Below are 24,911 nucleotides of genomic sequence, written 5' to 3' on the forward strand. Positions count from 1 at the left end.
TCCATGAGCACGAAGCCGTTGCCGCTGACCCCGGAACTGCACTCCTACCTCGTGGCGCACGGTTCGGCCCCGGACGAGATCGTCCGGGAGTTGGCCGAGGAGACCCGGGCGCTCCTCCCCGCCCAGGCGGAAATGCAGGTGGCGCCGGAGCAGGCCGCGTTCCTGACCTTCCTCACCCGGCTGCTCGGCGTCCGGCAGGCGGTGGAGGTGGGCACCTTCACCGGGCTCTCCTCGCTGGCGATCGCCCGGGGGCTCGCCGAGGGCGGCCGGCTGACCTGCTTCGACATCTCCGAGGAATACACGAGCGTCGCCCGGCGGTACTGGACCCGGGCCGGCGTGCAGGACCGGATCGAACTGCGCATCGGCCCGGCCGCGGACACGCTCCGCCAGCTGCCTCGCGAGCGCTACCTGGACTTCGCGTTCATCGACGCGGACAAGGTGGGCTACCCGGTCTACTGGGACGAGCTGGTGCCCCGGATGCGGCCGGGCGCGGTCGTCGCGGTGGACAACACGCTGCGCGGCGGCCGGGTGCTCGCCCCGCAGAACGCCGACGACCGGGCGATCGCCGCATTCAACGACGAGATTTTGTCCGACGTCCGGGTCGACGTCGTCATGCTCCCGATCGCCGACGGGGTCACCCTCGCGCGGGTGCGCTGAGCCGGATCGCCGAGGTGAGCCGTCAGGCGCCGACGGCGACCGGCGCGCGGTCGTCGGCCGGGCGGGGTGCGCGCAGGGCGCGGCCGAGGCGCACCGCGAGCAGCAGGGCCGCCGCGATGAAGCCGGGCAGCAGCAGGAAGGCCAGGTGCGGTCCGATGCCGTCGGCCACCCAGCCGAGCACGACCGGCGCGATCCCGAAACCCACCCCCATCGAGTACGCCGACCAGCCGGCCGCCTTGTCGGCGGCTGGCCCGGACACGGCCAGGGCGATGGAGATCGCGAGGGGGTAGTGCAGGGCGTTGCCCAGCCCGAGCACGACCAGACCGGTGACGGCCAGCCAGCCGACCGGGGCGGACCAGAAGATCGCGAACCCGGCCAGGGAGACGGTCAGCGCGGCGAGCAGCAGCGGCACCGGTGGCCAGCGCAACGCGAACCGGCCGCCGACCAGCCGCCCGACGAACATCCCGCAGACGATGGCCGCGATCGCCGCGGACGCGCCGCCGGCGCTCAGCCCGGCATGGGTACGCAGCACGTCGGCGGTCCAGAGCGACAGGCAGACCTCGATCGACCCGGTCACCGCCATCAGCACCCAGGCGATCCAGTACGCCCGGGGAAGCCGGTCGGCCGCCACCGACGGTGTGGCGGCCGGTTCGGCCACGGCGGAGGGGGTCACCCCGACCGCTTCGTCGGCCGCCGCGGCAGCGGTGGCGGTGTGTGGCAGGCGTACCCGGAAGGTCAGGGCGGCGAGGGCGACCAGCGCGATCAGCCCGACCTCGACGGCCATCACCGGCCGCCAGCCGAGGCCGGCGCCGACGCTGGCGCCGATGACCAGCGGCGCGAGGATGCCCATGCCGGCGCAGGCGGCGTTGGCCTCGGTGAGCGCGGCGGGGGCGGCGGGCCCGTGGTGGGCGGTGAGCACGACGCTGACCCCACTGATCACCATCATGCCGAAGGTGGCGATCATCGCGACGGCGGCGATGGTGGCGGGCAGCGGGTGCAGCAGGCCGAGGGCGGCGACGCCGGCGGCCACGCCGGTGAGGCCGAACCAGATGGCCGGGCCCCGGCCGAAGCGGCGGGCGACCGGGGCGAAGAGGGCCCCGCCGAGCAGCGAACCGGCCGCGATGCCGGTGCTGTGCAGGCCGGCGACGGCGGCGCTGGTGCCCTGTTCGTCGCGGAGCAGCGGTACGACGGGACCGAACCCGTAGAGGAAGAAGCCCCACAGCCCCAGCTGGGCGTAGGTCAGCCAGGTGATCTTGTCATGGGTGAGGCGGGGCACTGGCCTTACGCTACGCGCGCGCGGCCGGTGCCCCGCCCCTGGTGAGAGGCAACTCGCTTCTGGTCAGCGGACGCTGCGGGCGAACTGCCGGGCGGCCCAGACCACCCCGGCGACGGCGAGCACCGCGACAATGGTCAGCCCCTGCCAGACCTTGTCGTTGCTCAGGTCCCCGGCGAAGAGCGCCCGGACCCCGTCGACGGACCAGGAGAAGGGGTTCCACTTGGCGATGCCCTGGAGCCAGCCGGGGGCGAAGGTGAGCGGCAGCAGGATGCCGGAGAGCAGCAGCACCGGCTGGGCGACCGTATTCATCAGCGGGGCGAGCGCGTCCTCGCTCTTGACCTTGAGCGCGACGCCGTACGAGACGGCCGAGGTCATCAGCGCGATCAGGGCCAGCATCAGGTACGCCAGCAGCAGGTAGCCGATGAAGACGCGCAGGTCGAACAGGAGCGCCAGCAGCGTGATGATCGCCGCCTGCGCGATCAGCGAGACCACGTCCCGCAGGGAGCGGCCGAGCAGCAGGGCGAGCCGGCTGACCGGGGTGACCCGGGACCGCTCGATCACCCCGGCGCGCAGCTCGGCGATCAGGCCGAAGCCCTGGAACAGGCCGCCGAAGATGGCGAGCAGCACCAGCAGACCGGGGACGAAGATCTTGTACGCCTCGGCCTGGGTGGGCGCGTTCAGCGCGGGCTTGAGCAGCGGGGCGAAGAGCAGCAGGTACATCACCGGCTGGAAGACGCCGACGAAGACCCAGACCGGGTTGCGCAGCAGCAGTTGGATCTGGCGCTGGAAGATGAGCCAGCTGTCGCGGGCGAGTTTCATGAGAGTTCTCCCGTTGTTCAGGACTCGCGCAGCGAGCGGCCGGTCTTGGTGAGGAAGACGTCGTCGAGGCTGGGGCGGTGCAGCTCGACGGAGGAGAGCGCGAGCCCGGCGCCGTCGAGGCGGCGCAGGATCTGCGGGATGGCGGTGGCGCCCTCGTCGACGTAGAGGCGCAGGCCGCCCTCGTCGGCGGTCTCCAGCTTGTTGACGTAAGCCTCGGTGTCGAGCAGTTCGGCGGCGCGCGGGGTGGTGGCGGCGTCGAGGCCGATGAGTACCACCTCGCCGGAGATCTCCCGCTTCAGCTCGGCCGGGGTGCCCTCCGCGACCACCTCGCCGTGGTCCATGATCGCGATCCGGTCGCAGAGCGCATCCGCCTCGTCCAGGTAGTGCGTGGTGATGAAGACGGTCATCCCCTCGGTACGCAGCCGCCGGATCTCGTCCCACATGTGCGCGCGGCTCTGCGGGTCGAGGCCGGTGGTCGGCTCGTCCAGGAAGACGATCTTCGGCTCGTGGATGATGCCGAGCGCGATCTCCACCCGTCGGCGCTGGCCGCCGGAGTAGGTCTTGCACTTGCGGTCGGCGTACTCACTGAGCTGGAAGGCGTCCAGGGCACGGGCGGCACGCCGGTGCGCCTCGGCCTTGGAGATGCCGTAGAGCCGGGCCTGGAGCACCAGCTCCTCGCGGGCGGTGGACTCGTCCCAGGTGCTGCCGCCCTGGGCCACGTACCCGATCCGGCGGCGCACCTCGGCCGGGTCCGTGCGCAGGTCCGCCCCGGCGATGGTGGCCTCGCCGCCGTCCGGCTCGATGAGGGTGGCGAGCATCCGCAGGGTGGTGGTCTTGCCGGCGCCGTTGGGGCCGAGGAAACCGAAGATCTCCCCTTCGGCGACCTCGAGGTTGACCCCGCGGACCGCGTCCACGGTCTTCGTCTCGCGACCTGCCCGGGAGCGGAACGACTTCCGCAACCCCCTGGTCTCGATCATGTCTGCTCCTGGTCGTCCGGGCCGGACGTCACCGGCCGCCGATCGTCCGCGCGGAAGACGAACCCCTCCCTCACGGTTCCCGCCGACACTAACGCGATATAGCGTTTGTGGTCAACGTTGATTATTTCGCGCCGTCCTCCCGGAGGGCGGTCCCGTCCGCCCAACCCGGCCACTCCTCGCCCTGCTCCATTCCAGCGGGCAGGTACGACACTCCGGACTCGATCCGCTCGGCGATCCGCTCGCACCAGGCCATGTCCGCCTCGGCCCGGCCCAGCCAGAGCTCGAACAGCCAGCCGACGTGCACCGGCTTCCGGGTGCGCACCCAGTCGGAGTCCAGCGAGGCGCGCATCGACTCGACGCCGGCCCGGATCAGGTTGGCCCGGTTGCGCAGGGCCGCCGCCGCCTCGTCGCGCGGCATGGCGGGCAGGAACGAGAAGGCCGCCGCGAACGGGTCCGGCGGCTCGTTGAGCTGCCACCACTGCGCCCGCAGCAGGGTCTCGAACTCCTCCTCGCCCTTCGGGGTGACCTCGTAGGTGGTGCGGGCGGGACGCGCGCCGACCTGCTCGACCGAGACGGTGCGGAGCAGCCCCTCGTCGGTGAGCTTGCGCAACGCGTGGTAGATCGATCCCGGTTGCACGTTGGCCCACTTGTCCGCGCTCCAGCTCAGCAGCTCACGGCGTACGTCGTAGCCGTGCACCGGCTGCATCCACCGGACCAGGCCCAGAATCATCATTCGCGTTGCCGACACCGCACAAGCGTAATAAACAAGTTTGACTAAAGCGCGGCACGACAGTGCCACATCCCACACTGAGCGATCGTTAGGGCCGGGAGGGTGGCCGATACACTCCCGGCATCGACCTCCCGGGAGGAGCCAGCAAGGTGCGCAAGGTACTCATCGCCAACCGCGGCGAGATCGCCGTCCGCGTCATCCGCGCCTGCCGCGACGCCGGTCTCGGCAGCGTGGCCGTGTACGCGGACTCCGACCGGGACGCCCTGCACGCCACCCTGGCCGACGAGGCGTACGCCCTGGGCGGCGACACCGCGGCCGACAGCTACCTGCGGATCGACAAGCTGATCGACATCGCCGGCAAGTCCGGCGCCGACGCGGTGCACCCCGGCTACGGCTTCCTCTCCGAGAACGCCGACTTCGCCCAGGCTGTCATCGACGCGGGGCTGACCTGGATCGGCCCGACCCCGCAGGCGATCCGCGACCTCGGTGACAAGGTGACCGCCCGGCACATCGCCCAGCGCGCCGGCGCGCCCCTGGTCCCCGGCACCCCGGACCCGGTCGGCAACGCCGACGAGGTGATGGCCTTCGCGGTCGACCACGGCCTGCCGGTCGCCATCAAGGCGGCCTTCGGCGGCGGCGGGCGCGGCCTCAAGGTGGCCCGCACCATGGAGGAGATCCCGCACCTGTTCGAGTCGGCCACCCGCGAGGCGGTCGCCGCGTTCGGCCGGGGCGAGTGCTTCGTCGAGCGGTACCTGGACCAGCCCCGCCACGTCGAGGCGCAGGTCCTGGCCGACCAGCACGGCAACGTGATCGTCGTCGGCACCCGGGACTGCTCGCTCCAGCGGCGGCACCAGAAGCTGGTCGAGGAGGCCCCGGCGCCGTTCCTCACCGACGCCCAGCGCACCCAGATCCACACCAGCGCCAAGGCGATCTGCCGGGAGGCCGGCTACCACGGCGCCGGCACGGTGGAATACCTGGTCGGCGCGGACGGCACGATCTCCTTCCTGGAGGTCAACACCCGGCTCCAGGTCGAGCACCCGGTCACCGAGGAGACCGCCAGCATCGACCTGGTCCGCGAGCAGTTCCGCATCGCCGACGGCGAGAAGCTGCGCTTCACCGAGGACCCGACCCCGCGCGGGCACGCGATCGAGTTCCGGATCAACGGCGAGGACCCGGGCCGCAACTTCCTGCCCGCGCCCGGCACCATCACCGTGCTGCGGCTCCCGACCGGCCCGGGCGTCCGGGTGGACACCGGCATCTCGGCCGGCGACGTGATCGGCGGCAACTTCGACTCGCTGCTCGCCAAGGTGATCATCATCGGTGAGACGCGTACCGAGGCCCTGGAGCGGGCCCGCCGCGCGCTGGACGAGATGGTCGTCGAGGGCATGGCCACCGCGCTGCCGTTCCACCGCCTGGTGGTCCGGGACGAGGCGTTCACCGCCGAGCCGTTCACCGTGCACACGCGGTGGATCGAGACCGAGTTCGACAACACGGTCCCGGCCTTCACCGCCCCCGCCGGCGCCGTCGAGGGCCCGGCCGAGCGCGAGACCGTCGTGGTCGAGGTGGGCGGCAAGCGGCTGGAGGTCACCCTGCCCGCCGGTCTCGGCGCGGGTACGGCCGCCGCCGCGCCCGCCGCGAAGAAGCCGGCCCGCCGGGGCGGCGGCGCCAAGGCCGGCGCCGCGGTCAGCGGCGATGCGCTCACCTCTCCCATGCAGGGCACCATTGTCAAGATCGCCGTCGCGGACGGCGACACCGTCGCCGAGGGCGACCTGGTCGTCGTCCTGGAGGCGATGAAGATGGAGCAGCCGCTGCACGCCCACAAGGCGGGCACCATCAGCGGCCTGTCCGCCGAGGTCGGCGCGGTGATCACCGCCGGCGCGGCGATCTGCGCCATCGCCTGATCCGCCGCGGCACCCCGACCGACCCGGTGACCCACCGGGTCGGTCGTCGTTTCGGGCCGCCGGCAAATCGGACGCGCGGGGGCCGCCGAGGGTGGTTTGGGCCACCAGCCTCGGCAGGGCCGGCCGCCAGCAGGAATGATGTCCGGGTGCAGTTCCTTCATGGCGCGGTCCCCGCGCACGACCTGACCTACAACGACGTCTTCATGGCGCCCAACCGCTCCGAGGTGGGCTCCCGGCTCGACGTCGACCTGGCCACCGCCGACGGCACCGGCACCACCATCCCGCTGGTGGTGGCGAACATGACGGCGGTCGCCGGCCGGCGGATGGCCGAGACGGTGGCCCGGCGCGGTGCCATCGCGGTCATCCCCCAGGACATCCCGCTCGAGGTGGTGGCCAACGTCGTCGCCTGGGTCAAGCAGCGGCACCTGGTGCACGACACGGCGATCACCCTCGGCCCGACGGACACCGTCGGCGACGCGATCCACCTGCTGCCCAAGCGCGCGCACGGCGCGGTGATCGTGGTGGACGAGGCGGGCCGGCCGGTCGGCGTGGTCACCGAGGCGGACACCGTGGGGGTGGACCGCTTCGCCCAGCTCCGGCACGTGATGTCGACCGAACTGCACACCGTGCCGGCGGACGCGGACCCGCGTACCGGCTTCGACCGGCTCTCCGCGGGCCGGCGGCGGCTCGCCCCGGTGGTGGACGCCGAGGGGCGGCTGGTCGGCGTGCTGACCCGGCAGGGCGCGCTGCGCGCCACGCTCTACAAGCCGGCGGTGGACGACCGGGGCCGGCTGCGGATCGCCGCGGCGGTGGGCATCAACGGCGACGTGACCGGCAAGGCCGCCGCCCTGCTGGAGGCCGGGGTGGACACCCTGGTGGTGGACACCGCGCACGGCCACCAGGAGCGGATGATCTCCGCGCTGCGGGCGGTTCGCAAGCTCGACCCGGCGGTCCCGGTCGCGGCCGGCAACGTGGTCACCGCCGAGGGCGTACGCGACCTGGTCGAGGCGGGCGCCGACATCGTGAAGGTCGGCGTCGGGCCGGGCGCGATGTGCACCACCCGGATGATGACCGGCGTCGGCCGGCCGCAGTTCTCCGCGGTGCTCGACTGCGCCGCGGCGGCCCGCGCGCTGGGCCGGCACGTCTGGGCCGACGGCGGCGTACGCCACCCGCGGGACGTCGCGCTGGCGCTCGCCGCGGGCGCCTCGAACGTGATGATCGGCTCCTGGTTCGCCGGCACCTACGAGTCCCCCGGCGACCTCTACACGGAGCCGGACGGCCGGCGCTACAAGGAGAGCTTCGGCATGGCGTCGGCCCGGGCGGTCAGCGCCCGTACGGCCGAGGACAGCGCGTTCGACCGGGCCCGCAAGGCGATCTTCGAGGAGGGCATCTCCTCGGCGCGGATGTACCTGGATCCGACCCGCCCGGGCGTGGAGGACCTGATCGACGAGATCATCTCCGGGGTGCGCAGCGCCTTCACCTACGCGGGCGCGCGCAGCCTCGAGGAGTTCCACGAGCGCGCCCTGGTCGGCGTGCAGAGCACCGCCGGCTACACCGAGGGCATGGCCCTTCCCACCAGCTGGTGACCGGTTAGGCGGGGCCCTGTCATACGCCAGGCGTTGACACGGGCCCCTCCTTGCAGCTGGCCGGCTACTCGAAGAGGCGGCGGATCACGGCGCGGGCGGCGACCTCCGGGTCCGGGTCGGTGCCAGGTGGGAGCGCGCCGGCCAGCCAGAGGGTGGCGAAGCCGTGCACGATCGACCAGGCGGCGAGGGCGTCCCGGTCGGACTCGCCCGACGGGCCGGGCAGGGCGGCGACGCCACCGCGCAGCACCGCGCCGGCCCGGGTACGGGCGGCCACCACCGCGGGGTCGTCGGCCCGGTAGAGCCCGGGCGTGAACATCACCTCGAAGTGCGCCCGGTGCGCCACGGCGAACCGCACATACGCCACCCCGGCCTCCAGCAGGTCGCCGCCGGCCCGGTCGAGCGCCGCGGCGAGGAGGTCGAAGCCCTCCACGGCGAGGGCGGTGAGCAGGCCCGCCTTGTCGCCGAAGTGATGGGCGGGGGCGGCGTGCGAGACGCCGGCCCGGCGGGCCAGATCGCGGAGGCTGAGCGCGGCCGGGCCGGACTCCCCGATCACCTGGCCCGCCGCGTCCAGCAGGGCCCGTCGCAGGTCGCCGTGGTGGTAGCCGCGCGTCGTGGTCACCGCCGGAGCATATCTTGCCATTGCCAAGATATCGGGATCCCGAAATTAGTTTGGGGCCTGACGATCCGGGGGCTAATCTAACGCCCGTGAACATGGGACCGATCGTCCGCTTTCCCGACGCGCTGCAGCACGCGCCGCTCGGCCGGCTGATCTCGATCGCCGGCCACGTGGTCGAGCAGCACTGGGGGCGCTACCTCGCCGAGCACCACGGGCTCACCTCCGCCGGCATGCGCGTGCTGCTCATCCTGCTCCGGGCGGGCGACAGCAGCCACCGGGAAATGGCCGAACGGTGCTTCGTCCGGCCGGCCACCCTCACCGGCATCGTCGACACGCTCGAACGCGACGGCTTCGTCGCCCGGCAGCGGGACCCGAACGACCGGCGCAGTGTCCAGCTCACCCTCACCGACAAAGGCCGGGAGCACGCCCTCGCCATCATCGACCTGATCCACAGCGACCGCCCGCTCACCTCGGTCGACGCCGACCCGGCGAAGAAGGCGGTGGTGCGGGAATTCCTCACGGAAATCATCACAACCATGTCCGATGGGGACCTTCGTCGGTTGAACCGGGACAGCGAGCCCAACACCGAGAACTCATCGGGGAGCCGTCCGTGCTGATCCGCCTGCTCCGTACCCACCTGCGCCCGTACCGGCAGTTGCTGGCCACGGTGGTGGCGTTCCAGTTCGTCGGCACGATGGCCTCGCTCTACCTGCCCAGCCTCAACGCCGACATCATCGACCGGGGCGTGGCCCTCGGCGACACCGACCAGATCCTGCATACGGGCGGCTGGATGCTGCTCGTCAGCCTGCTCCAGATCACCTGCTCGATCATCGCCGTCTACCTCGGTGCGAAGACCGCCATGGGATTCGGCCGGGACGTACGGGCCGGCATCTTCCACCACGTCAACCGCTTCTCCGCCCGTGAGGTGACCCGCTACGGGGCACCCTCGCTGATCACCCGCAACACCAACGACGTACAGCAGGTGCAGATGCTCGTGCTGATGAGCTGCACCATGCTGGTCGCCGCCCCGATCATGAGCGTCGGCGGCGTGGTGATGGCGCTGCGCGAGGACGTCGGGCTCTCCTGGCTGATGCTGGTGTGCGTGCCGGTCCTGGCAATCGCGCTGGGCCTGATCATCCGGCGGATGGTGCCGGGCTTCCGGCTCATGCAGACCCGGATCGACACGGTGAACCGGGTGCTGCGCGAGCAGATCAGCGGCATCCGGGTGGTCCGGGCGTTCGTCCGCGAGCCGTACGAGACGAAGCGGTTCGGCGCGGCCAACGCCGACCTCACCGCGACCGCCCTGCGCGTCGGCCGGCTCCAGGCGCTGATCTTCCCGGTGGTCATGCTGGTGCTGAACGTCTCCAGCGTGGCAGTGCTCTGGTTCGGCGCGGAGCGGGTCGACGCCGGGCAGATCCAGGTCGGCGCGCTGACCGCGTTCCTGCAGTACCTGATGCAGATCCTGATGGCGGTCATGATGGCCACCTTCATGCTGATGATGGTGCCGCGCGCCGCGGTGTGCGCCGAGCGGATCGTCGAGGTGATGGACACCGAGTCCTCGGTGGCGCCGCCGGCCGAGCCGATGCTCGCCATGACCCGGCCCGCCGAGCTGGAGCTCCGCCGCGTCGGCTTCCAGTACCCGGGGGCGAGCGCCCCGGTGCTGCAGGACATCTCGTTCCGGGCCAGCCCCGGCCGGACCACGGCCATCATCGGGTCCACCGGCGCCGGCAAGAGCACTCTGCTCAGCCTGATCCCCCGGCTGGTCGACCCGACCGCCGGCGCGGTGCTGGTCGACGGGATGGACGTGCGGCTGATGGAACTGGACGAGGTGTGGCGCCGGATCGGGCTGGTGCCGCAGCGGCCGTACCTGTTCAGCGGCACCGTCGCCAGCAACCTCCGGTACGGCAACCCGGACGCGACCGACGCCGAACTCTGGGCGGCGCTGGAGATCGCCCAGGCCCGGGACTTCGTCGCGGAAATGCCGGGTGGGCTGGACGCATCGATCGTGCAGGGCGGCACGAACGTCTCCGGCGGCCAGCGGCAGCGGCTCGCCATCGCCCGGGCCCTGGTCCGGAAGCCGGAGATCTACCTGTTCGACGACTCGTTCTCCGCGCTAGACCTCGGCACCGACGCGCGGCTGCGGGCCGCGCTGAGGCCGGTCACCGCGAACGCGGCGGTGGTGATCGTGGCCCAGCGGGTGTCCACGATCGTCGACGCCGATCAGATCATCGTGCTCGAGGACGGGGGCGTCGTCGGCATGGGACGACACGAGGAACTGCTGAAGAGCTGCCCGACGTACGCCGAGATCGTGGCGTCCCAGCAGACGGCGGAGGTGACCGCGTGAGCGCCGTACCGGGGCAGAAGCCGCCCGCCGGGCAGCCGGGCGGCGGGCCGCCGGGCGCCGGACGGCCAGGCGGCGGGCCGCCGGGTCCCGGACGGCCGGGCGGCGGGCCGCCGGGCGGCGGGCCGCCGGGCGCTGGACGGCCGGGCGGCGGGCCGCCGGGCGCCGGACGGCCGGGCGGCGGGCCGCCGGGCGCCGGACGGCCGGGCGGCGGGCCGCCGGGCGGGCGGCGCCCCCAGGGGCCGCCGTGGATGAGCGCCGCGATGCCGGCGGAGAAGTCGATGAACTTCGGTCCGTCCGCCCGTCGGCTGCTGGGCCACCTGCGGCCGCACCGGCTGCAGATGGCCGCGATCGTCACCCTGGCGGTGGCGAGCGTCGCGGCGAGTGTGACCGGTCCGAAGATCCTCGGCCACGCCACCGACCTCATCTTCAGTGGGGTGATCGGCCGCCAGATCCCCGCCGGCCTCACCACCGAGCAGGCGGTGGCCGCGGCCCGGGCCAGCGGCAACGACACCTTCGCCGACATGCTGGCCCGGATGAACGTGGTGCCCGGGGCGGGCATCGACTTCACCGCGCTGGGCCGCACGCTCACGCTGGCGCTCGCGCTCTACCTGTGCGCCAGCCTGCTGATGTGGTGGCAGGGCTGGCTGCTCAACGGCGTGGTGCAGCGGACCGTGCTCCGGCTGCGCGACGAGGTGGAGGCGAAGCTCAACCGGCTGCCGCTGCCCTACTTCGACCGGCAACCCCGGGGCGAGCTGCTCAGTCGGGTCACCAACGACATCGACAACATCTCGCAGACCCTGTCGCAGACGCTCAGCCAGCTGCTCACCGCGCTACTGACCGTGGTCGGCGTACTGGCCATGATGTTCTGGATCTCGCCGCTGCTGGCCCTGGTCGCCCTGGTCGCGGTGCCGCTGTCGGTGATCGTCACCCAGCAGATCGCCAAGCGGTCGCAGCGCAGGTTCATCGCCCAGTGGCGGCACACCGGTGAGCTGAACGGCCTCATCGAGGAGGCGTACACCGGCCACGAGCTGGTCAAGGTCTTCGGCCGGCAGCGGGAGGTGGAGGCCGCCTTCGCGGCCAAGAACGAGGAGCTGTTCCGGGCCAGCTTCGGGGCCCAGTTCATCTCCGGGATCATCATGCCGGCGATGATGTTCGTCGGGAACCTCAGCTACGTCGCGATCGCCGTGGTCGGCGGGCTGCGGGTGGCCTCCGGGTCGATGAGCCTCGGCGACGTGCAGGCGTTCATCCAGTACTCGCGGCAGTTCACCCAGCCCCTCACCCAGGTCGCCTCGATGGCGAACCTGCTCCAGTCCGGGGTGGCCTCCGCCGAACGGGTCTTCGAGGTGCTCGACGCCGAGGAGCAGACCCCGGAGCGGCCCGCACCGCCCCGGGTCACCGGGCGGGTCGAGTTCGAGCACATCTCCTTCCGGTACGACCCGGACAAGCCACTGATCGACGACCTGTCGCTGGTCGCCGAGCCCGGGCACACGGTGGCCATCGTCGGGCCGACCGGTGCCGGCAAGACCACCCTGGTCAACCTGATCATGCGGTTCTACGAGCTGGACGCCGGACGGATCACCCTCGACAGGGTGGACATCACCAGCATGCCCCGCGACGAGCTGCGCGGCCGGATCGGCATGGTGCTCCAGGACACCTGGCTCTTCGGCGGCACCATCCGCGACAACATCGCGTACGGGCGGCCGGAAGCCACCGAGGAGGAGATCCTCGCGGCGGCCCGGGCCACCTTCGTGGACCGCTTCGTCCGCAGCCTCCCCGCCGGCTACGACACCGTCATCGACGAGGAGGGCAGCAACGTCAGTGCCGGCGAGAAGCAGCTCATCACGATCGCCCGGGCGTTCCTCGCGGAGCCGTCGCTGCTGATCCTGGACGAGGCGACCAGCTCGGTGGACACCCGGACGGAGGTGCTGCTCCAGCGGGCCATGGCGGCACTGCGTTCGGACCGGACCAGCTTCGTCATCGCGCACCGGCTCTCCACGATCCGCGACGCCGACCTGATCCTGATGATGGATCAGGGCCGGATCGTGGAGCAGGGCACCCACGACCAGCTCCTCGCCGCCGACGGGGCGTACGCCCGGCTGTACCGGTCGCAGTTCAGCGGCGCGGCCCTGGACGACGAGGCGGCCGGGCCGCTCGCCGCAGCCGCGCCGGCCGGGAACTGACGTGGACCGCGCGACCGCGCCGACACCGGCTGCCCGTCCTCAGCGGTGGGAGCCGGTGCCGGCGGACCCCGAGGGCGGACCGCGCCGGTGGCCGTCAGGCCGGCGGCAGCAGGTCGCCGGAGCGGGCGGCCACCACGGCGCCGACCAGCCCCAGCGCGTCGGCCGCCGGCATCGGGTCGAGCCCGCGCCCGTCGCGCAGGCGCAGGGAGACGGATCCGTCGGCCGCCTCCCGGGGGCCGATCACCCCGACATACGGCACCTTCCGGCCGGCCGCGTCGCGGATCCGGGCGCCCAGCGAGCCGGCGCGGGAGACCTCGGCCCGCAGCCCGGCCGCCTCGGCCCGGCCGGCCAGGTCTCCGGCGGCGTCCGCCTGGCCGTCGTCGACCGGGAGCAGCACCAGCTGCACCGGGGCGTACCAGGCCGGGAAGGCGCCGGCGTGCACCTCGATCAGGTACGCGAAGAGCCGTTCCATGCTGCCGACCAGGCTCCGGTGCACCATCACCGGCCGCTTCCGGCTCCCGTCCGCGTCGGTGTACGACAGGTCGAACCGCTCCGGCTTGTCGAAGTCGAGCTGGATGGTGGAGATGGTCGACTCCCGGCCGGCCGGGTCGACGACCTGGATGTCGATCTTCGGGCCGTAGAAGGCCGCCTCGCCGGGCCCCTCGTGGTGGTCCACCCCGTCGAGCGCCGCGCGGAGCAGCTCCTCGGCCCGCGCCCACTGGGCGTCGTCACCGACGTACTTCTCGCCCGGCCCGCGCAGCGACAGCCGGAACCCCGCCGGCCGCACACCGAGCGCGGCGTGCGCCTCGCGGATCAGCCGGAGGATCTCGCGAACCTCGTCGCCGACCTGCTCCAGCGCGCAGAAGTTGTGGGCGTCGTTGAGGGAGATGGCACGGACCCGGGACAGCCCGCCCAGCACCCCGGAGCGCTCCGCCCGGTACATCCCGCCGATCTCCGCGACCCGCAGCGGCAGGTCCCGGTAGGAGCGGCCACGGGCCCGGAAGACCAGGGCGTGGTGCGGGCAGAGCGCCGGGCGCAGCACGAACTCGTCGTCGGCGCTCAGCCGCATCGGCGGGAACATGTCGTCGGCGAAGTAGCCGAGGTGCCCGGAGAGCTCGAACAGCTCCCGTTTGCCCAGCGGCGGCGAGTACACGTGCCGGTAGCCGGCCCGGCGCTCCAGGTCCCGCACGTACTCCTCGACGGCGTGCCGGGCGGCGGCGCCGGCCGGCAGCCAGATGGGCAGCCCGGCGCCCGCGAGGGGGTCGGAGGCGAACAGCTCCAGCTCCCGGCCGAGCCTGCGATGGTCGATCATGTCGCTCTCCTTGATCGGGTACGACCCGGAGGCGAGCTGGCCCGGAACGCCGCGAGGCCCCGGGGCGGTTCGCCCCGGGGCCTCGTCGACGGATACGTCAGTGCGGCGCGCCGGGGATTCCCGGCGTCGTGGTCACCACCGCGCTGCGCATGCGGCGACCGTACGCGCGACGGATCGGGTCGCGCACCCGGATTTCGGGGAACGGGGGCGGGTCGCCGGCACGGGACCTGCCGGCGACCCGCAGCGAGCCGGTCGTCAGGAACGGGGGACCCGACGGTCGCGGCGTCGCCTGCCGACAACGGTACGCCGGGAATCGGTGAACCGCCGCCCGCCCCGCCCGTCGGCGCCACGCCCGGGGGTCGTCACATCCGGCCGTCCCGGGTCGTTCTCCACGGGTGGCCCTGGCGTGTCAGCGGTCACCACCGGCCGGGGCTGTCCGCGGTGACGCGGGACACGCCGTCAGGCTCGGTGCGATCGAACGGGGAATTCCGGCGAGGTGGCGGTCGTGGCCGAACTCATCTCTAACCTCGCGTCGCCGACGTGGGCGTACGTCGTGCTGCTGGCGTTGCTGGTCGCCGACGCGTTCGTGCCGGTCGTGCCGACGCAGGTCGTCATGATCACCAGCGGCGCGCTGACCGTCTACGGCGGGCTGAGCCTGCCGCTCACCATCGCGGTCGGCGCGCTGGGCGTCTTCGCCGGCGACCTCGCCTGCTACCTGCTGGGCCGGGGTGCGCCGGACCGCCGGCCGTCCCGGCACGCCATGCCGAGCCGGGCCCGGCGGGCCGCCGCCCGGGTCACCCGGGGGCTACGCGAGCCCGGGCCGCTGGTCATCCTGCTCTGCCGCTTCGTCCCGGGCGGCCGGATGGCGGCCTGCTTCTCGGCCGGGCGCAGCCGCTACCCCTATCGCCTCTTCCTGCTCTACGAGGCCGCCGCCGCCACCGGCTGGGCCAGCTACGGCACGCTGGTCGGCCACCTCGGCGGCACGGCGTTGACCGAGTCGGCCTGGCGGCTGGCGGTGATCGGCGGCGCGGCGGCGGCCGGGTTCGCGGCGGCCGGCTGGGCGATGACCGCGCTCAACGCCCGCCACGCCGCCCGCACCGAGCCCCCGGTCGAGGTCTCCGTCGACTGACCGGCGCTCCGTCGATTCCCCTAGCGTGTCTTCGAGCAGAGCAATATAAGCTGGTCTTATATTGACCGCATGCGGGAGATCAGGCTGCATCCTGAGGTCGAATCGTGGTTCCTCGACCTCCGCAGAAGTGACCCCATCACTGCCGACCTGGTCAGTGAGGCAATCGACCTGCTCGGGGAGCACGGCCCGGCACTCGGGCGACCTCTCGTCGATCGCCTGAAGGGCAACGCGTTTCATCATATGGAGGAGCTACGGCCCGGCTCGACGGGCTCGACGGAGGTCCGCATGATCTTCGCGTTCGATCCGTTGCGTGAAGCCGTGTTCATGGTGGCGGGGGACAAGTCCGGTCAGTGGCAGAGTTGGTATGTAACGGCCATACCCTTGGCGGACGCACGGTTTCAGGAGCACCTGATCAGCCTGAAGGAAAACCTGCCATGAGCGATGGAGTGAACTGGCGAGACGTCAAGGCAAAGGCCAGGGACATCGACCCCGCGTGGGACGAGCCTGACCGCGCGGCTCGACGTGGACGGATGCGAGAGCAGATGCTCGCCGCAGTCAGCGGTGCTCAACTCGCGGAGATCCGTAAGCAGTTGGGCATGACACAGACCCAGTTGGCCGAGGCTGCCGGCCTATCCCAGGCGAGAATCAGCCAGATCGAGAATGGGGAAAGCACCAACCTGGAAACACTCCGGGCCTATGTTACCGGCCTCGGCGGTCATCTCGATGTCGTCGCTCGCATCGGAAACATCCAGCTGAACGTCGCCTGATCCGACGGCGTGACCCGCACCGAGCGACCGGCCTCTAGGGGGCGGCCCGGGGATCGAAGTGGGTGGCGGGCCCGGATCCGTTTCGGGTAGTCCCGGCGACAGGCTGAGGCATGCCTGGAACCCGGAAGATCGGCCTGCTGGCCCTCGGCGGGATCGCCCTGGCGGCGGTGCTCGCCGTGATCGGTCACCTCGAGGTGAACGACGACCTTGATCCCTGGTCGCTGACCGTCAGCGACTTCGCCGTCTCCGACCGGGGCGGCGTCATCGACCTGGCCATGGCGGTGCTCGCGGCGGCCACGCTCGTACTCCTGCCGGCGCTGCGCCGGGCCGGCGCGGGCCGGCCGGCGGGCGCCCTGCTCGCGGCGTGGGCGGCCGGTCTCATCACCGCCGCCGTGGTGCCCACCAACGAGCCCGGGCTGCCCATGGATGCCGCCGCCTACGCGCACCGGTACGCCTCGGTGGTCTCCTTCCTCGCCCTGCCGGTCGCCGGTTGGCTGCTCGCGGGCCGGCTGGGCGGACGCGCGGCGGGCTGGCTGCGCGGGCTCGCCCTGACCAGCGTGCTGCTGGCCGGGGCGATGATCTGGTCCGCGTACCCGGGGGACCGGGCGCTGATCGGCCTCGCCGAACGGCTGCTCGTCCTCGCGGAGGTCGCGCTGCTCGCCGCGGTCGCGGCGGCCCTGGTCGGCCGGTCGGCCCGCCGCGTGGCCGGCGAGCCGGCGGCCGTCCCGGCACGGGAGGACCAGCAGCTCGCCGACGTGGCGAGCTAGCCCGGGAGGGTCACTCCAGCTCGTGGAGCATGAGCTGGCGGGCCGCCTCGGTGATCGAGCCGGAGAGGCTCGGGTAGATGGTGATGGTGTGCGCCAGCTCGTTGACGGTGAGGTTGTTCTCCACCGCCATGGTGATCGGCAGGATCAGCTCGCTGGCCTTCGGCGCCACCACCACGCCGCCGATCACCTGGCCGCTGGCCGGGCGGCAGAAGAGCTTGACGAAGCCGTCGGCCAGGTCGTCCATCTTCGCCCGGGCGTTACCGGAGAGCGGCAGCATCACCTGGCGGGCGGGGACCTTGCCGGCGTCCACCTCGTTCTGCGACACGCCGACGGTGGCCAGCTCGGGGTCGGTGAAGACGTTCGCCGCGACGGTACGCAGCCGCAGCGGCCGGACCGCCTCGCCGAGCGCGTGCCACATCGCGATCCGGCCCTGCATGGCGGCGACGCTGGCCAGCGGCAGCACGCCGGTGCAGTCGCCGGCCGCGTAGATGCCGGGGACGTTGGTGCGGGACACCCGGTCGACGGTGACGTACCCGCCGCGGGCCAGCTCGACGCCGTACTCGGCGAGGCCCAGGCTGGCGGTGTTGGGGATCGAGCCGACCGCGATCAGCGCGTGGGTGCCGTACACCTTGCGGCCGTCGGAGAGCTCGACCTCCACGCCCTCCGCGCTCCGGCGTACCGCCTCGGCCCGGGAGTTGTTGAGGATGGTCATGCCCCGGTTGCGGAACACCCGCTCGATGGCCGACGCGGCGTCGGCGTCCTCGTGCGGCATGACCCGGTCCCGGCTGGAGACCAGGGTGACCTCGACGCCCATCGCCAGGTACGCGCTGGCGAACTCGGCGCCGGTCACGCCGGAGCCGACCACGATCAGGTGCTCGGGCAGCTCGGGCAGGTCGTACACCTGGCGCCAGGTCAGGATGCGCTCACCGTCCGGTACGGCGGTGGGGAGCTGGCGCGGGGTGGCGCCGGTGGCGATCAGGACGGTGGACGCGGCGATCGAGTATTCCGCGCGGCCGTCGGCCGGGCGCACGATCACCCGGTGGGTGTGACCGAGCGTGTCCTCCCCCAGCCGGGCGGTCCCGGCCACGAACTCGACCCCGGCCTTGACCAGCTTGGCCTGGATGTCGGCGGACTGGGCCAGGGCGAGCCGCTTCACCCGCTCGTGCACCGCCCGGGCGTCGACGGTGACCGCCTCCAGCCCGTCGGAGTGCACCCCGAACTCATCGGTGTCCCGGTAGCCGGTGACCACCTCTGAGCTGGCGATGAAGGTCTTCGACGGGACGCAGTCGGAGAGCACGCAGGCGCCGCCGGCGCCCTCCGCCTCGACCACGGTGACATCAGCGTCCAGCTGGGCGGCGACCAGCGCCGCCTCGTACCCGGCCGGACCCCCGCCGATGATCACGATCTGGCTCACAGCGCTCGCCCCTCGTCAGTGCTCACAGTGACTTTCTTCTCCCCATCGCGCTCGACACGCACCGTCGTATTCTCCCCCACCCGCCAGCCGGGCTATCGTCATCGCCGTGCGTCTGTACGCCGCCTACGGCTCAAACCTGGACCCCGCCCGCATGCGCGCCTACTGCCCGCATTCGCCGATGGTGGGCACCGGCTGGCTGGAGGGGTGGCGGCTCACCTTCGCGGGCGAGGACGCCATCGGCTGGGAGGGCTCGGTCAGCACCGTGGTCGAATCCCCCGGCGACCGGGTGTTCGTGGCGCTCTACGACATCCACCCGTACGACGCCGCGCAGCTCGACGAGATCGAGGGCGTGACCTCCGGGATGTACCGGAAGCTCACCGTCCGCGTTTCGACGCTGGACGGCGACGTGACCGCGTGGTTCTACGTCTTCGACGGGTACGAGGGTGGCCTGCCGACGTCGTGGTACCTGTCGGAGATCGCGAACGCGGCCGAGAAGGCGGGCGCACCGGACGACTACGTCACCGAGCTGCGGTCCCGCCCCACCGGCACCGCGTCGGCGTAGCGCGTATCCCACGCGACCAGTGTCCTCCGGCCGGTCACGCGGCCGGTCGGCGACCCCGCGGCGCGGGTCGCGGGTCACACACCCGTGGCGGCGACGGTCCGCTCGTACATGTCGGTCCAGCGCCCCTCGTTCAGCCCGACCGAGCGGTAGAGGGTGATCGGGACGGTCGGGTTGGCCAGGTCGACCCCGAGCCCGGCGCCGGCCCGGCCCTTGGCGGCGTAGACCGCGAAGGCCCGCCGCAGCAGCGTCGCCCCCACCCCGCGCCGCCGGTACGCGGGCAGCACCGACAGTGTCCGGACCCAGCCCATGTCGTGGTCGAGCGCCTGGTCCGACGACTGGAGGGCGCCGGCCGGAGCGCCGTCGACCTCGGCGACGAACCACTCGTCCCAGATCTTGCCGGACGAGGGGAGCAGGTCCCGCCACTGGTCGAAGTCGAGCGGCTCGTAGTCCGGGGTGTCCCGGAACGCGGTGTCGAAGATCCGGTGGAACTCGCGCAGGTCCGCCTCGTCGTCGGGACGCAGCGGCCGGACGGTCACCCCGGGCGGCGCCGGCGGCTCGGCGGGCAGGTCGGCGAGAGAGCGGGTCATCCGGATGTACCGCTTGATCCGGGTGAAGCCCGCCTCGACCAGCTCGCCGGCCCAGCGGCTCTCCGGGGCGAAGACGCCGGTGCGGGCGGTGAGGGCGGGCAGACCACGCTCGGCGGCGCGCTCGGCGACCCGGTCGAGCAGCCGGGCCAGCAGCGGGGCGCGCAGGTCCGCCGCGCGACCGGGGTCGACGTAGACCTCCACCCACTCCCGGCCGACCCCGGTGGGGTTGCTCAGGATCGTCCAGCCGACCGCGACACCGTCCGGGTCGGTGACCAGCCACGAGTCGCGGGCCATGTCGACGAATGGAGCGGTCAGCGCGTCCCGGACGTCCTCGGCGTCGAAGTCCGGGTAGCCGACGGCGAAGGTGTCGGCGGCGTGCACCACCTTCAGGATCGCGGGCACGTCGTCGAGGGTGGGGCGGCGGGCGGTCCAGCCGGCGGGAAGCGTCACGCCGGCGATCCTGGCAGGCCGCCCGGCGGTCGCGCCCCTCATTTATCCGCGCGCAGGTGCAGCCGCGCGGCGGTGAGCAGGTTGAGCAGCTCGGCCCCCTCGCCGGGGGCGAGCGCCCGGAACGCGGCCGAGGCGAGCCGGTCGGTGACCGCCTCGGCCCAGAGCCGTCGCCGCACCAGCGGCCCCACCGGCGGGTACGGCGGTGACCAGCCGCAGGCCGCGGCGCCCGCGTCCCCCTCCGGGCCGGCCAGCACCGCCTCCAGCGGGGTCATCCCGGCGGCCCGGACCGCCAGCAGGTACGCCCCGGCGAAGTGCTCGCGGAGCAGCAGCAGCCCGACCGCCGCCCGGGCCCCCGGTGAGCGGTCCCGGACCGGCATGGCCCGCCAGGCGGCGAAGAGCGGCATCCCGCTGCCGTCGGCCGCCTCGACCGCGCGCCCCAGCAGGCCCGCCAGCCGGGGCGCCGCGGGGGCGTCGCCCAGCCGCTCGGCGCCCCACCGGCAGCACTCGGCCAGGTTCGCGGCGGCCACCTCCAGTGGCCGGACGGTTCGCGCCGCCGCGTCCCAGCCGTCGGCGACCGCGTCGGGGGCGATGAAACCGAGCGCGGCGGCGACCGTCTCGGCCCGGACGTCCCCGAGCGCGCCGGCCCGCCCGGTGACGTAGAAGGCCCAGCCGGAGATGCCGAGCAGCCGGGCTCGGCGCAGCGTCGTCGGGCAGCGGGCGGGGGCCTCCCCCAGCTCCAGCACCAACGGCTTGCTGGCGGCGGCGACCTGCTCCGGAGTCATCGGCGCCGCACCGCCGTCCGTCCACCATGGCCGTCCATCACCGTCAGTCTGCCGGTTGACCACCCTCCGCGGCATCCCCCTCTTCGGCGTCCAGCGCCTCCACCGCGGCCTCCACCTCACCGGTCCGCCGGCGGGCCGCGGTGACCTGCCGCTCCGCGCCTCGCCGGGCCAGCTTGGCGCGGCTCAGCTCCTGCTCGGCGACGGCCCGCCGCCGTTCCAGCTCGGCCAGCTCGGTCTCGATCCGGTCCAGGGTGGCGGCGCCGTCCTGCTCGGAGCGGACCGCCCCGGTCAGCTCCCGCTCGGCCCCTTCCTGGTCGTCCCGGGCCTTCGCCAGCTCGCGTTCCAGCGCGCGGCGGCGCTTCGCCCGCTCGGCCCGGGCCGCCCGCTCGGCGGCCTGCTCGTCACGCGCCCGCCGGGCCTCGGCCCGCTCGGCCGCCCGGTCCGCTACGGGCGGCTCCTCGACACCCCCGGTCACCAGGCGCAGCTGCGGCCGGGGCACCTCGCCGAAGCCGGCGTAGTGGGTGGCCCGGAGCAGCCGGCCGGCCCGGATCTGCTCGGCCACGTCGGTGTCGGAGAGCGCCGCGTTGAGCGTCGCCTCCACCTCGGCCAGCGGCAGCTTCCCGGCCGGCGGGGCGTCCGGCTCGGCTGCGGCCAGCTTGCGTATCTCGGCCACCAGGGCGCCCACCACGGCCCGCCGCTGCGCGGAGAGCTCGCGGAGCTTGGCGCCGCGCAGCTCGCGCTGGGCGGAGCGGAGCGACTCGGCGAGCTGCGCCAGGTCGGCGACCAGCTCGGGCCGCCGGATGGCGAGCAGGTTGACCAGCCAGGCGGCGACGGTGGGCCGGCGCAGCCTGCCGATCTCCCGGGCGCCCTTCGGGTCGCCGGCCCTCCGGGCCTCGGCGACGGCGGCGTCCCGAGCCGCGACGAACCGGTCCGGCGGCGTCGCGTAGAGCCGCTGGACCAGCTCGCGGGAGGGGTCGGGCATCGCTCAGGCGTCGATCCGGGTGCCCGGTTCCAGGCGGCGGTAGTCGGTGTTCGACAGCGCCGCGTACTGCCGGTCGAGCACACCGAAGCCGTTGGCGTTGAGCAGGCCGTCGTGCAGCGCGTACGCCCGTCGCGGGGCCACCGCCCGGATGAAGTCGACCACCTCGGAGAACTTGTTCCAGGGCGCGTGGATCGGGGCGAAGAGCGTGTCGATCTGGACGTCGTCGGGGACGACCAGCGAGTCTCCCGGGTGGTAGACCACGTCGTTGAAGAGGTAGCCCAGGTTCTGGATCACCGGGATGTCCGGGTGGATGACGGCGTGCTGGCCGCCGTACGCCCGGACCGCCACCCCGGCGGCGGTGAACGACTCGCCCGGCGCGACCGCGACCAGGGCGTCGGCGGCGTCGCCGAGGACGCCGGCGAGCGAGGCCGGACCGTTGACCGGGACCGGCCGGCGGTCCAGCGCCCGGGTCAGCGCCTCGACGTTCACGTGGTCCGGGTGCTCGTGGGTGATCAGCACCGCGTCCGCCCCGTCCAGCGCCTCGGGTTCGCTGTAGACACCGGGGTCCACGACGAGCACTCCCCCGTCGTGCTCCACCCGGAGGCAGGAGTGGGCGTACTTGGTGACCTGCATCGTGACTCCTCGATTATCGAATCGTGACGTCCTCAGCGCAGTCTGCCGGAACCGACGCGATGGCGCGTCGCGTCCGACGTATCGACCCCGGGTCGGGGTCGTCGAGGATCGGAGCGGGGAGATGAGTGGACGAGGAGGACGCCGCCGGGGCGTGGCGCTGGCGGCGCTGGGACTGGTGGCGGTGCTGGCCGCCGGGGGCTGCGGCGCGGACGGCGGACAAAAGGCCTCGAATGCCGGGCCGGCGCCCGCCGCGGGCGGGGTCGGGGACGCGGACGCCGGCGCGGCCCAGGACAAGGCGGCACCCGCCCAGAGCGGCGCGGGTGACGCCGATCTGCGGGTCGGCCAGCGGTCGATCATCTACACCGGAACGATGCAGGTCCGGGTGGACGATGTGGAGCGGGCGGCCCGGGAGGCGACCGCGGCGGTGACCGCCGCAGGCGGTTTCGTCGGTGGCGACCAGCGGCAGAGCGAGTCGGCGGACGCGCGGGCCGAGCTGACGCTGCGGGTGCCGGCGGACCGGTTCACCGCGGTCGTCGACCAGTTGGCCCGGCTCGGCCGGCAGGAGCGGCGCGAGGTGCACACCGAGGACGTCACCGAGGAGACCGTCGACCTGGACGCGCGGATCGCCACCCAGCGCGCCCGGGTGGACAGCGCCCGGAAGCTGCTCGCCCGGGCCACCTCGATCAACGAGCTGGTCAGCCTGGAGAACGAGGTGGGCCGGCGGGAGGCCGACCTCGCGTCGCTGGAGGCGAAGAAGCGCCGGCTGGCCGACCTGACCGCGCTCTCCACCATCACGGTGACGTTCGTCGGCACCGACGCGTCGACCGCGGAGAAGAAAAGCGAGTTGGGCTTCCTGGTCGGACTGCGGGGCGGCTGGGAGGCGTTCGTGGGCTCGTTGACCGTGGCCCTCACCGTGCTGGGCGCGGTGCTGCCGTTCGTGGTGGTGATCGGCGTACCGGTGGCGTTGCTGCTGCGGTGGTCGCGTCGGCGGCGGACGCGGCGGACGCCGCCGGCCGGTCCGGCACCGATGGTGCCGGCGCCGGCCGGTCCGGTGGGTGGCCCGACGCCTAGCGGGCCGCCGCCAGTGCCCGCAACGCGGTCTGCACCATGAGGCGTACGCCGACCGGGATGGCGCGCTCGTCCACGTCGAAGGAGGCGCGGTGCAGGTCCACGTTGGGCCCGCTCCGGCCGACCCCGAGGCGGGCGAGCGCGCCCGGCACGTGCTCCAGGTACCAGGAGAAGTCCTCGCCGCCCATGCTCTGCGGGGTCTCGGCGATCCCCTCGGGGCCGAGGGCCGCGGCGGTGGCGGCGGTGAGCACGCCGATGGCACGGGCGTCGTTGCTGACCGGCGGCCGACCGCGCAGGTACTCCAGGTCCACGGTGGCGCCGGTGGGGGCGATGACGTCCCGGACCACCTGGGCCACGATCTTCGGGGCCTGCTCCCAGGTGTCGCGGTCCATCGCCCGCAGGGTGCCGGCGGCGCAGGCCTCGGAGGGGATGACGTTGTAGCGGGTGCCGGCCGAGGCGTGGCCGAACACCAGCAGCAGCCCGCTGTTGGCGGGCACCCGGCGGCTGACCAGGGCCGGCACCTCGGTGACCAGCCGGCCGAGCGCGTCGACCAGGTCGACCGTGAGGTGCGGGCGGGCGGTGTGCCCGCCCGGGCCGGTGAGCCGGACGGTGACGTTGTCGGCGGCGGCGGTGATCGGGCCGACCCGCAGACCCACCTTGCCGACCGGGAGGTTCGGGTCGCAGTGGACGGCGAAGATCTGCACCACGTCGTCCAGCCCGCCGGCCTCGATGACCTCCAGCGAGCCGCAGGGCAGGATCTCCTCGGCCGGCTGGAAGATCAGCCGGACCCGGCCGTCGAGCTGGCCCAGGTCGGCGAGCTGGGCCAGCAGCATGCCGACGCCGAGCAGCACGGTGGTGTGTACGTCGTGCCCGCAGGCGTGGCAGGCCCCCTCGACCGTGGACCGGTACGGCACGTCCTTCGGGTCGGTCAGCGGCAGCGCGTCGATGTCGGCGCGGAGCGCGATCACCGGGCCGTCCGGGCGCCCGTCGATGTCGCAGATGACGCCGTTGCCCTTGGGGAGAAGCCGCGGGCTCAGCCCGGCGAGGGAGAGCTCCCGGTGGATCAGGGCGGCCGTCTCGAACTCCTCGCCCGACAACTCCGGGTGGGAGTGGATGTGACGGCGGGTGGCGATGAGCCCGGGTACCCGGAGGGCGAGCAGGTGGTCCAGCTCGAAGGGCAGGGACTGGGACCCGGATGGCGTCTCCGGCCAGGACGACGCCAGTGGGCTGCTCGAAGGCAGCGTCAACGCACTCGTCACGTCGAATTCTCGATCACTAGAGATGGATGGATCATCGGGGAGAACAGCAGACAGCCTAGACCTCCGGCGGTGACGCTGCGCAACATCTTTCGGGTAGCGGTCGGACCGCGCAG

Annotated in this window: 24 protein-coding genes; 12 read left to right on the top strand and 12 right to left on the bottom strand. The window is 73.1% G+C overall.

The features are described 5' to 3' along the window. The first annotated feature begins 3 nt into the window (after positions 1-3). The gene (locus ACFYOS_RS03610) at positions 4-657 is read left to right on the top strand and encodes an O-methyltransferase (RefSeq protein ID WP_387135723.1); all 654 of its coding nucleotides are present in this window, start codon (positions 4-6) and stop codon (positions 655-657) included. A gap of 22 nt (positions 658-679) precedes the next feature. Here the strand turns inward: ACFYOS_RS03610 and ACFYOS_RS03615 are convergent, their stop codons facing one another. The 4 genes from ACFYOS_RS03615 to ACFYOS_RS03630 all read right to left on the bottom strand — a co-directional run bounded on the left by ACFYOS_RS03615 (position 680) and on the right by ACFYOS_RS03630 (position 4,462). Further along, positions 680-1,933, bottom strand: coding sequence for an MFS transporter (locus tag ACFYOS_RS03615; RefSeq protein ID WP_387135724.1), 1,254 nt, complete (start codon positions 1,931-1,933; stop codon positions 680-682). Between the two features lie 63 nt (positions 1,934-1,996). After that, on the bottom strand, positions 1,997-2,752 hold the full coding sequence (locus ACFYOS_RS03620) for an ABC transporter permease (RefSeq protein ID WP_387135726.1): 756 nt from the start codon (positions 2,750-2,752) through the stop codon (positions 1,997-1,999). A gap of 17 nt (positions 2,753-2,769) precedes the next feature. Continuing rightward, complete coding sequence (locus tag ACFYOS_RS03625) at positions 2,770-3,729, bottom strand: ATP-binding cassette domain-containing protein (protein WP_387135728.1); 960 nt, start codon at positions 3,727-3,729, stop codon at positions 2,770-2,772. A gap of 121 nt (positions 3,730-3,850) precedes the next feature. Beyond that, positions 3,851-4,462, bottom strand: a complete 612-nt coding sequence (locus tag ACFYOS_RS03630) for a PadR family transcriptional regulator (RefSeq protein ID WP_387136046.1) — start codon at positions 4,460-4,462, stop codon at positions 3,851-3,853. Between the two features lie 146 nt (positions 4,463-4,608). Between ACFYOS_RS03630 and ACFYOS_RS03635 the strand changes: the two genes are divergently transcribed. Then, on the top strand, positions 4,609-6,360 hold the full coding sequence (locus ACFYOS_RS03635) for an acetyl/propionyl/methylcrotonyl-CoA carboxylase subunit alpha (RefSeq protein WP_387135730.1): 1,752 nt from the start codon (positions 4,609-4,611) through the stop codon (positions 6,358-6,360). A 146-nt stretch (positions 6,361-6,506) separates the two neighbouring features. Beyond that, the gene (locus ACFYOS_RS03640) at positions 6,507-7,946 is read left to right on the top strand and encodes a GuaB1 family IMP dehydrogenase-related protein (RefSeq protein ID WP_387135732.1); all 1,440 of its coding nucleotides are present in this window, start codon (positions 6,507-6,509) and stop codon (positions 7,944-7,946) included. Positions 7,947-8,010: 64 nt separating this feature from the next. Here ACFYOS_RS03640 and ACFYOS_RS03645 read toward each other — a convergent pair whose 3' ends face one another. After that, positions 8,011-8,565, bottom strand: a complete 555-nt coding sequence (locus ACFYOS_RS03645; RefSeq protein ID WP_387135734.1) for a TetR/AcrR family transcriptional regulator — start codon at positions 8,563-8,565, stop codon at positions 8,011-8,013. Between the two features lie 92 nt (positions 8,566-8,657). On the opposite strand from ACFYOS_RS03645, the gene ACFYOS_RS03650 reads away from it, so the two are divergent. From ACFYOS_RS03650 to ACFYOS_RS03660, 3 genes are all read left to right on the top strand, one after another. Continuing rightward, complete coding sequence (locus ACFYOS_RS03650) at positions 8,658-9,179, top strand: MarR family winged helix-turn-helix transcriptional regulator (RefSeq protein ID WP_387136047.1); 522 nt, start codon at positions 8,658-8,660, stop codon at positions 9,177-9,179. After that, positions 9,173-10,906: an ABC transporter ATP-binding protein gene (locus ACFYOS_RS03655; protein WP_387135736.1), complete on the top strand. Its 1,734-nt coding sequence runs from the start codon at positions 9,173-9,175 to the stop codon at positions 10,904-10,906. The genes ACFYOS_RS03650 and ACFYOS_RS03655 overlap by 7 nt, the downstream gene beginning before the upstream one ends. A 248-nt stretch (positions 10,907-11,154) precedes the next feature. After that, positions 11,155-13,086, top strand: coding sequence for an ABC transporter ATP-binding protein (locus tag ACFYOS_RS03660; protein ID WP_387135738.1), 1,932 nt, complete (start codon positions 11,155-11,157; stop codon positions 13,084-13,086). 94 nt (positions 13,087-13,180) lie between these two features. Here the strand turns inward: ACFYOS_RS03660 and thrS are convergent, their stop codons facing one another. Continuing rightward, positions 13,181-14,413, bottom strand: coding sequence for a threonine--tRNA ligase (thrS, locus tag ACFYOS_RS03665; protein ID WP_387136048.1), 1,233 nt, complete (start codon positions 14,411-14,413; stop codon positions 13,181-13,183). 490 nt (positions 14,414-14,903) lie between these two features. Between thrS and ACFYOS_RS03670 the strand changes: the two genes are divergently transcribed. The 4 genes from ACFYOS_RS03670 (at position 14,904) to ACFYOS_RS03685 (ending at position 17,061) form a co-directional block, all read left to right on the top strand. Then, complete coding sequence (locus ACFYOS_RS03670; RefSeq protein WP_387135740.1) at positions 14,904-15,527, top strand: DedA family protein; 624 nt, start codon at positions 14,904-14,906, stop codon at positions 15,525-15,527. A 69-nt stretch (positions 15,528-15,596) separates the two neighbouring features. After that, a complete protein-coding gene (locus tag ACFYOS_RS03675; RefSeq protein ID WP_387135742.1) occupies positions 15,597-15,965 on the top strand; it encodes a type II toxin-antitoxin system RelE/ParE family toxin in 369 nt (122 codons plus the stop codon). Then, positions 15,962-16,294: a helix-turn-helix domain-containing protein gene (locus tag ACFYOS_RS03680; protein WP_387135744.1), complete on the top strand. Its 333-nt coding sequence runs from the start codon at positions 15,962-15,964 to the stop codon at positions 16,292-16,294. The genes ACFYOS_RS03675 and ACFYOS_RS03680 overlap by 4 nt, the downstream gene beginning before the upstream one ends. A 110-nt stretch (positions 16,295-16,404) precedes the next feature. Beyond that, positions 16,405-17,061, top strand: coding sequence for a DUF998 domain-containing protein (locus ACFYOS_RS03685; RefSeq protein ID WP_387135746.1), 657 nt, complete (start codon positions 16,405-16,407; stop codon positions 17,059-17,061). A gap of 10 nt (positions 17,062-17,071) precedes the next feature. Here ACFYOS_RS03685 and ACFYOS_RS03690 read toward each other — a convergent pair whose 3' ends face one another. Then, a complete protein-coding gene (locus ACFYOS_RS03690) occupies positions 17,072-18,475 on the bottom strand; it encodes an NAD(P)H-quinone dehydrogenase (RefSeq protein ID WP_387135748.1) in 1,404 nt (467 codons plus the stop codon). 106 nt (positions 18,476-18,581) lie between these two features. On the opposite strand from ACFYOS_RS03690, the gene ACFYOS_RS03695 reads away from it, so the two are divergent. Continuing rightward, positions 18,582-19,037: a gamma-glutamylcyclotransferase gene (locus tag ACFYOS_RS03695; RefSeq protein ID WP_387135750.1), complete on the top strand. Its 456-nt coding sequence runs from the start codon at positions 18,582-18,584 to the stop codon at positions 19,035-19,037. 74 nt (positions 19,038-19,111) lie between these two features. Here the strand turns inward: ACFYOS_RS03695 and ACFYOS_RS03700 are convergent, their stop codons facing one another. Genes ACFYOS_RS03700 through ACFYOS_RS03715 form a run of 4 tightly spaced genes read right to left on the bottom strand, consistent with a single transcriptional unit; the run spans position 19,112 to position 22,471 of the window. After that, positions 19,112-20,074 (bottom strand): GNAT family N-acetyltransferase, encoded by a 963-nt coding sequence (locus ACFYOS_RS03700; protein ID WP_387135752.1) that lies wholly within the window; start codon positions 20,072-20,074, stop codon positions 19,112-19,114. A gap of 38 nt (positions 20,075-20,112) precedes the next feature. Next, a complete protein-coding gene (locus ACFYOS_RS03705) occupies positions 20,113-20,856 on the bottom strand; it encodes a hypothetical protein (protein WP_387135754.1) in 744 nt (247 codons plus the stop codon). 43 nt (positions 20,857-20,899) lie between these two features. Then, positions 20,900-21,838 carry a hypothetical protein gene (locus tag ACFYOS_RS03710; RefSeq protein WP_387135756.1) on the bottom strand — a complete coding sequence of 313 codons (939 nt, stop codon included), beginning with the start codon at positions 21,836-21,838 and terminating at the stop codon, positions 20,900-20,902. 3 nt (positions 21,839-21,841) lie between these two features. Beyond that, positions 21,842-22,471, bottom strand: a complete 630-nt coding sequence (locus ACFYOS_RS03715) for an MBL fold metallo-hydrolase (RefSeq protein WP_387135758.1) — start codon at positions 22,469-22,471, stop codon at positions 21,842-21,844. A gap of 121 nt (positions 22,472-22,592) precedes the next feature. Between ACFYOS_RS03715 and ACFYOS_RS03720 the strand changes: the two genes are divergently transcribed. Continuing rightward, entirely contained in the window at positions 22,593-23,582 is a 990-nt protein-coding gene (locus ACFYOS_RS03720) for a DUF4349 domain-containing protein (protein ID WP_387135760.1), read from the top strand. Here ACFYOS_RS03720 and ACFYOS_RS03725 read toward each other — a convergent pair. Then, positions 23,539-24,798: an amidohydrolase gene (locus tag ACFYOS_RS03725; RefSeq protein ID WP_387135762.1), complete on the bottom strand. Its 1,260-nt coding sequence runs from the start codon at positions 24,796-24,798 to the stop codon at positions 23,539-23,541. The genes ACFYOS_RS03720 and ACFYOS_RS03725 overlap by 44 nt on opposite strands. Positions 24,799-24,911: the final 113 nt, after the last annotated feature.

The sequence above is a fragment of the Micromonospora sp. NPDC005806 genome, from assembly GCF_042871425.1.
Lineage (GTDB): Bacteria > Actinomycetota > Actinomycetes > Mycobacteriales > Micromonosporaceae > Micromonospora.

Bases quoted from the DNA above. Each gene is read 5' to 3' on its own strand.
- ACFYOS_RS03610 (WP_387135723.1), top strand. From the start codon at position 4: ATGAGCACGAAGCCGTTGCCGCTGACCCCGGAACTGCACTCCTACCTC.
- ACFYOS_RS03620 (WP_387135726.1), bottom strand. From the start codon at position 2,752: ATGAAACTCGCCCGCGACAGCTGGCTCATCTTCCAGCGCCAGATCCAA.
- ACFYOS_RS03625 (WP_387135728.1), bottom strand. From the start codon at position 3,729: ATGATCGAGACCAGGGGGTTGCGGAAGTCGTTCCGCTCCCGGGCAGGT.
- ACFYOS_RS03630 (WP_387136046.1), bottom strand. From the start codon at position 4,462: ATGATGATTCTGGGCCTGGTCCGGTGGATGCAGCCGGTGCACGGCTAC.
- ACFYOS_RS03650 (WP_387136047.1), top strand. From the start codon at position 8,658: ATGGGACCGATCGTCCGCTTTCCCGACGCGCTGCAGCACGCGCCGCTC.
- ACFYOS_RS03660 (WP_387135738.1), top strand. From the start codon at position 11,155: ATGAGCGCCGCGATGCCGGCGGAGAAGTCGATGAACTTCGGTCCGTCC.
- ACFYOS_RS03675 (WP_387135742.1), top strand. From the start codon at position 15,597: ATGCGGGAGATCAGGCTGCATCCTGAGGTCGAATCGTGGTTCCTCGAC.
- ACFYOS_RS03680 (WP_387135744.1), top strand. From the start codon at position 15,962: ATGAGCGATGGAGTGAACTGGCGAGACGTCAAGGCAAAGGCCAGGGAC.
- ACFYOS_RS03685 (WP_387135746.1), top strand. From the start codon at position 16,405: ATGCCTGGAACCCGGAAGATCGGCCTGCTGGCCCTCGGCGGGATCGCC.
- ACFYOS_RS03705 (WP_387135754.1), bottom strand. From the start codon at position 20,856: ATGACTCCGGAGCAGGTCGCCGCCGCCAGCAAGCCGTTGGTGCTGGAG.
- ACFYOS_RS03710 (WP_387135756.1), bottom strand. From the start codon at position 21,838: ATGCCCGACCCCTCCCGCGAGCTGGTCCAGCGGCTCTACGCGACGCCG.
- ACFYOS_RS03715 (WP_387135758.1), bottom strand. From the start codon at position 22,471: ATGCAGGTCACCAAGTACGCCCACTCCTGCCTCCGGGTGGAGCACGAC.
- ACFYOS_RS03720 (WP_387135760.1), top strand. From the start codon at position 22,593: ATGAGTGGACGAGGAGGACGCCGCCGGGGCGTGGCGCTGGCGGCGCTG.